Raw genomic sequence first — 6056 nt, 5'->3', positions numbered from 1 at the left:
CGAAGTAACCCATCATCGCGCAGACTTCGTCCGCGCCGGTGAATGTGGCTCCGGGCGGCGAAGAGCGCATAGGGACATACGGTCGAGCCGCCCGGGGCCGCAGGCGCCCGCCGCAAGGCAACCCTCCGGGCCGGTTGAAGACGCCGGCAGGGTGCGTCGCCGCGCTTGCCCGATGCGCTGCATCGCGCCGCGCGCGCCTCCTGCCCTGCCGGCGTCTTGAACCGGCGCAGGCCACACGGAGGGCGAGGCATGCGGGCTAAGCATCGCCATGGATCAGCGGGCCTCGGAGCCTTCCGCCAGCGCGGCGATGGTGCGGGCCAGGAGCTTGATCTCGCCCCGGATCTCGCCGGACAGCTGGATCCGGCCGGTCGACAGCTCCTCGATCATCCGGCGCATCGTGGTGTCCAGGCTGCGAATGTGCTGGCGGGTCGGCTCATCCATGCCGAAGCGGTCGGATTCGAGCGCGGTGGCGAGGCGGGTCAGCACCGCGGCCGTCGCCTGCTGGCCCTCCGCCAGCCGGGCCATCAGCGCCTGCTGGCCCTGCAGATGGTCGTCGATCGCCGCCAGTTGGGTGGCGACGGCGCCCACCGCGCCGCCCTGGCCGCGGCGATCCTCCTCCGCCTGCGCCGTCAGGCGGCGCAGCGCGTCGAGATTCTCGGCCGTCTGCGCCACCACCGATTCGATATAGGCCGGGAACACCGGCTCGCCGGCCTCCACCTGCAGGCCGCTTCCTTGCGGGCCGGCCGAGAGGCGGGTATTGGCCGAGAGCCAGTCCTCCAGCTCGTTGTAGAAGCGGTTCTGCGCCTGGCTGGCCTGCAGCTCGAGGAAGCCGAGCGAGAGCGAGCCGGCGAGGCCGAACAGCGAGGCGCTGAAGGCGGTGCCCATGCCCTGCAGCGGCGCCTCCAGCCCGTGCTTCAGCGTGGCGAAGGCGGCGCTGGGGTCGGCCGATTCCATGTTCAGCCCGGCGATCACGCCGCTGGCCGAGCGCACGGTTTCCAGGAGCCCCCAGAAGGTGCCGAGCAGGCCGAGGAAGATCAGCAGGCCGATCAGGTAGCGCGAGATCTCGCGGCTCTCGCTGAGCCGGGCGCCGATGGCGTCGAGCAGCGACCGCATCGCCAGCGGCGACAGGCTCAGCTCGCCCTGCTGCTCGGCGATCACCCGGGCGACCGGGGCCAGCAGGCGCGGCTGCACCGCCGCCATCCGCCCGCCCTGGGCGCGCTGCGTTAGATGGGCCTCGATCCAGCGGATGTCGGGCTCCAGGTTCAGCACCGCACGGAAACAGAAGACGATGCCGAACAGCGTGGCGGCCAGGATCACGCCGTTCAGCGCCGGGTTCGACAGGAAGGCGGAGGACACGCCGGGCGCCAGCAGGGCCGCGACGATGGCGACGATGATGACGAAGGCCGTCATCCGGACGACATACCGCCGCGGGCTGGACATCGCCGGGCGCATCGAGGACGGGCGGGATGCCAGGGCGGTCATCGACATCGGGAGGCTTTCTACTGGATCCGGAGGTCGACGCGGTCCGCGGGCTGGTCGGGCGGCGAGGTGTTGCCAAGCGCGCGCAGGGCGATGCGCTTGCTGTCGATGCCGCGGTCGATCAGGAAGGAGCGGATGTTGAGCGCGCGGCTGAGCGAGATGCGCCGGGCATTGGCCGGATCGGGCTTGGCCCCGGCATAGGCGCGGATCTCGATCTGGCTGCCGCCGTCGGCGGCCAGCTTCTCGACCAGGCCGGAAAGCAGGTCGCCGGCCTCGGTGCCGATCTCCTCGGCGCCGGGGCTGAAGCGGATGCGGAAGCCGTTGCCGACGATAAGGCCGACCACGTCGTTGGGGTTCATCCCCGGCATGGCCTTGACCTTGACGTTGGGGTCGGCGAAACCGCCGCCGCCCCTCACGACCACGTCGGCGTCATAGGCCGGCGCCGGCTCGTCGACCAGGCCGGGCAGGGACGGGATGGCCGCCGGCTGGTAAGACGGCTCCAAGAACGGGATCGGGCCGGTGACCGGGCCGGCCGAGGTCGGCACCGGCAGCGGCGCCGGGCGCGCGGCCTCGCCGCGGGTCAGGAGTCGGGTGTCGAGAGACAGGTCGCTGTCGGCGAGCGGATCCTCCGCCCGCGCGGTCGCCGCCCCGATGATCAGGGCGGCGGGAAGGACCAAAACCGCCACGCGGGCCCATGCCCGCTGGCCGGTCTGCTGACGGTGGGCCAAGCCAAACCTCACAACGCTACGGACCATGGATCATACACCCGCATGCAACGGGGCGGACCATAGCTCAGCGGAGGAGGGCGAAACAATCGCCAAGCAGCGTCAGGACAGGGCCATCCGTCGAAGGAATGCAGCCCTTGCGACGAAAGTCCTGGATCAGGACGCCGCGGCGGCCTTCGGCGTGCGCGGGGCGCGGGCCTTGGTGATGGCCATGGCCAGGGTCTTGTGGATCAGCGCGTTGCCGGCCACCGCGGTGTCGGCATTCAAGGCCGGGCTCTTGCCGTCGACATCCGTGACGAAGCCGCCCGCCTCCTGCACCAGGACGATGCCCGCGGCGATGTCCCAGGGGTTCAGCCCGGTCTCCCAGAAGCCGTCGAAGCGGCCGGCGGCGACATAGGCGAGGTCGAGCGAGGCCGCGCCCATCCGCCGGATGCCGGCGACATGCGGCATGATCATCTGCAGCTCGCGCTGATAGGCGAGGCTGTCGCCGCGGCCCATGAAGGGCATGCCGGTGCCGATCAGCGAATCCGCTAGGTTCTTGCGGCTGGAGACGCGCAGGCGCCGGTCGTTGAGGAAGGCGCCGGCGCCCTTTTCCGCCCAGTACAGCTCGTCCGTCACCGGGTTGAAGATCACCCCGGCCACCGGCACGCCGTCCTGCTCCAGCGCGATCGAGATCGCGAAATGCGGGATGCCGTGCAGGAAGTTGGTGGTGCCGTCCAGCGGGTCGACGACCCAGCGGCGGTCCTTGTCCTCACCCTCGATCACGCCGCCTTCTTCCATCAGCCAGCCGAAGCGCGGGCGGGCGCGCGTCAGCTCGTCGCGCAAGGTCTCCTCGGCCTTCAGGTCCGCGGCCGACACGAAGTCGGCGGGGCCTTTGCGGCTGACCTGCAGGTTTTCGACCTCGCCGAAATCGCGGACGAGGCCGCGCCCGGCCTTCTGGGCCGCGCGGATCATGACGGTGATGAGGGGGGAACGTCCGGCCATAAGGGGAGATCAGTCCTTCGCGCGCTCGAGATAGGTGCCGTCGGCCGTGTTGATGACGATCCGGGTGTCCGCCGAGATGTGCGGCGGGACCATGACGCGCACGCCATTCTCCAGCACCGCCGGCTTGTAGGAGGAGGAGGCGGTCTGCCCCTTCACCACCGGGTCCGCCTCGGCGATCCGCATGGTGACGGTCTGCGGCAGCTCGACCGACAGGGCCGAGCCCTCATACATGGTCACGGTGCAGACCATGCCTTCCTGCAGGAAGCGCGCCGGCTCGCCGACGGTCTCGACCGGGACCTGGGTCTGCTCGAAGTTCTCGTTGTCCATGAAGGTCAGGTTGTCGCCTTCCTGGTACAGGAACTGCATCTCGTGCTCGTCCAGCCGGGCCCGCTCGACCGTCTCCTGGGTGCGGAACCGCTGCTGCGTCTTGGTGCCGGTGCGGGCGTCGCGCATCTCGACCTGGATGACGGCATTGCCCTTGCCCGGCTGAATGATCTCGATCTTGGTCACCAGCATCAGCTTGCCCTCGTATTCGAGGACGTTGCCGGGCCGGATCGTGATGGCATTGACCTTCATGGCGGATCTTCTGCAGATAAATGCGTTTCGCGCCCCACTGGCGCGCCGGGGCGGCACGACAGGGTGGCGCGATGGGCGCGGACCCTAGCAGCAAGTCCCGGCAAGGGCAATGTCGAGTCGGCACCATGACAGCAACGCTGCGCCGCGCGCGGCGACCTGCTATCGAGGCGGCATGACGGGATCGGACAGGACCATGACGACGGAACCGGGCATTCGGGGCCTGCGCGGCCGCTGGTGGCAGAGCGGCGTCTATGCCCGCAAGCGGCCTTACCTGGAGGCGCGGGCGCGGATTACCGCTGCCGTCCGCCAGGTCTTCGCCGAGCGCGGCTTCCTCGAGGTGGACACTCCGGCGCTGCAGGTCTCGCCGGGGCTGGAGCCGCATCTGGTCGCCTTCGCGACCGAGCTGCGCGGGCCACATCCGGACGACGCGCAGCGCCTGTACCTGCACACCAGCCCCGAATTCGCGATGAAGAAGCTGCTCTCGGCCGGGCTGGAGCGGATCTTCCAGCTGAGCCATGTGTTCCGCAACGCCGAGCGCAGCGCCACCCATCATCCGGAATTCTCGATGATCGAGTGGTATCGGGCGGGGGAAGGCTATCGGACGCTGATCGACGACTGCCAGGCCCTGTTCCAGGCGGCGGCCTGCGCCGCGGGGCGGGACAGGCTGAGCTGGCGCGGGCAGGATTGCGACCCCTTCGCCGAATGGCGGGTGCTGACGGTGCAGCAGGCGTTCCTGGAGTTCACCGGCATCGACCTGCTGGCGACCGCGCCGGACCCGCTGAACCCGGACCTGGCCCTGCTGAACGCGGCGACCACGGCGGTCGGCATCCCGGCGCGCGACGGTGACCGCTGGGACGACCTGTTCTTCCGGGTGTTCCTGGAGCGGATCGAGCCGAAGCTGGGCTTCGGCGCCCCCTGCGTGCTGATCGAATACCCGCTGTCGATGGCGGCGCTGTCGCGGCCGAATCCGGCCGATCCGCGCACCGCCGAGCGGTTCGAGCTGTATGTCGCCGGCCTCGAGCTGGCGAATGCCTTCGGCGAGCTGACCGACGCCGCGGCGCAGCAGGCGCGGTTCGAGGCCGATATGGAGCTGAAGCAGCAGCTTTACGGCGTGCGTTATCCGATCGACGAGGACTTCCTGGCGGCGCTCGACCCGGATCGCGGCGGCGGCCTTTCCGATTGCAGCGGGATCGCGCTAGGGTTCGATCGCCTGGTGATGCTGGCGACCGGGGCGGACCATATCGATGACGTGCTGTGGGCGCCCGTCATCGGGACGATGACAGCTCGATAACGTCATCGGAACCATGGTCGCGCGCTGAGCGTTCCGCCCGGGCCCTTGAGCACCGTCCCGTCGATCCGGAGTCCTTGATGATCCTGCATCCCGACTGCGAGGCGTATCTGGAGGCGGTGGAGCGCTGGCGGGAAAAGACGAGCATCCAGTCCTGGGCCGATGTCGGGGCGGACCGCGCCAAGGCGCTGTTCAGCGAATTGAAGCTGTCGCGGATGCCGAAGCTGCCGGAGATGGATCTCGTCGAGGATTACGAGATCGAGGGCCGGGCCGGGCCGCGCCGGGTGCGCATCCTGCGGCCGAAGGGGACCGGAGGGCGGCCGCTGCCGGTGGCGCTGTATTTCCATGGCGGCGGCTATGTGCTGGGCGGCATCGAGGAGAGCGAGGACGAGGCCCGGCGGATCGCCGCCAACACCCCGGCGCTGGTGATCTCGGCCAGCTACCGCCTCGGCCCCGACCATCCGTTCCCGGCGGCGATCGACGACGCCTATGACGCGCTGCTGTGGACCGCGCATCACGCCGCAAGCTTCGGCGGCGATCCACGCCGGCTGATGGTCGGCGGCACCAGCGCCGGCGCCGGCCTGGCCGCCGCGATCAGCCGGCTGGCGGCGACCGAGAACGGGCCGCGCATCGCCCTGACCTACCTGCTGTGCCCATGGCTGGACCTGACCATGAGCCAGCATTCGGTGCTGGATTACGGCGACGGCTACGGGCTGGACCGCGTCGACCTGGAATGGTTCCGGCAATGCTATCTCGGCCCGGACGAGGCGCCGGACCATCCGCTGGCCTCGCCGATCCTGCACCCGGTGCCGCCGCGGCTGCCGAAGACCTTCGTGCTGGCGGCGGAATGCGACCCGCTGCGCGACGAGGCGCGGGTCTATGCCCGGATGCTGAAGGAGGCGAAGGTGCCGGTGACCTATGTCATGGCGCCGGGCATGATCCACGCCTTCAACGCCCTGATCCACCTGATCCCCGGCGGCCTGCCGCAGATCGCCGCGATCGAC

6 protein-coding genes are annotated in these 6056 nt (G+C 69.9%); 2 read left to right on the top strand and 4 right to left on the bottom strand.

What is annotated here, in order from left to right:
- Nucleotides 1-273: 273 nt before the first annotated feature.
- The 4 genes from ABDW35_RS30415 to efp all read right to left on the bottom strand — a co-directional run bounded on the left by ABDW35_RS30415 (nt 274) and on the right by efp (nt 3764).
- Nucleotides 274-1488 carry a flagellar motor protein MotA gene (locus ABDW35_RS30415; RefSeq protein ID WP_343717588.1) on the bottom strand — a complete coding sequence of 405 codons (1215 nt, stop codon included), beginning with the start codon at nt 1486-1488 and terminating at the stop codon, nt 274-276.
- A gap of 11 nt (nt 1489-1499) precedes the next feature.
- On the bottom strand, nt 1500-2165 hold the full coding sequence (locus ABDW35_RS30410) for an OmpA family protein (protein ID WP_343717587.1): 666 nt from the start codon (nt 2163-2165) through the stop codon (nt 1500-1502).
- A gap of 195 nt (nt 2166-2360) precedes the next feature.
- Nucleotides 2361-3188 carry an inositol monophosphatase family protein gene (locus tag ABDW35_RS30405; RefSeq protein ID WP_343717586.1) on the bottom strand — a complete coding sequence of 276 codons (828 nt, stop codon included), beginning with the start codon at nt 3186-3188 and terminating at the stop codon, nt 2361-2363.
- Between the two features lie 9 nt (nt 3189-3197).
- Nucleotides 3198-3764, bottom strand: a complete 567-nt coding sequence (gene efp / locus ABDW35_RS30400; protein WP_034833654.1) for an elongation factor P — start codon at nt 3762-3764, stop codon at nt 3198-3200.
- 193 nt (nt 3765-3957) lie between these two features.
- Between efp and epmA the strand changes: the two genes are divergently transcribed.
- Both epmA and ABDW35_RS30390 read left to right on the top strand, forming a co-directional pair.
- A complete protein-coding gene (gene epmA / locus ABDW35_RS30395) occupies nt 3958-5055 on the top strand; it encodes an EF-P lysine aminoacylase EpmA (protein ID WP_343717585.1) in 1098 nt (365 codons plus the stop codon).
- 77 nt (nt 5056-5132) lie between these two features.
- A partial coding sequence (locus ABDW35_RS30390) for an alpha/beta hydrolase (RefSeq protein WP_343717584.1) occupies nt 5133-6056 on the top strand: 924 nt, incomplete at its 3' end.

The organism is Inquilinus sp. (genome assembly GCF_039594555.1).
In the GTDB taxonomy this organism is placed as follows: domain Bacteria; phylum Pseudomonadota; class Alphaproteobacteria; order DSM-16000; family Inquilinaceae; genus Inquilinus.
This window is presented reverse-complemented; position numbering and strand designations above follow the sequence as displayed.

Bases quoted from the DNA above. Each gene is read 5' to 3' on its own strand.
- ABDW35_RS30415 (WP_343717588.1), bottom strand. From the start codon at position 1,488: ATGTCGATGACCGCCCTGGCATCCCGCCCGTCCTCGATGCGCCCGGCG.
- ABDW35_RS30405 (WP_343717586.1), bottom strand. From the start codon at position 3,188: ATGGCCGGACGTTCCCCCCTCATCACCGTCATGATCCGCGCGGCCCAG.
- efp (WP_034833654.1), bottom strand. From the start codon at position 3,764: ATGAAGGTCAATGCCATCACGATCCGGCCCGGCAACGTCCTCGAATAC.
- epmA (WP_343717585.1), top strand. From the start codon at position 3,958: ATGACGACGGAACCGGGCATTCGGGGCCTGCGCGGCCGCTGGTGGCAG.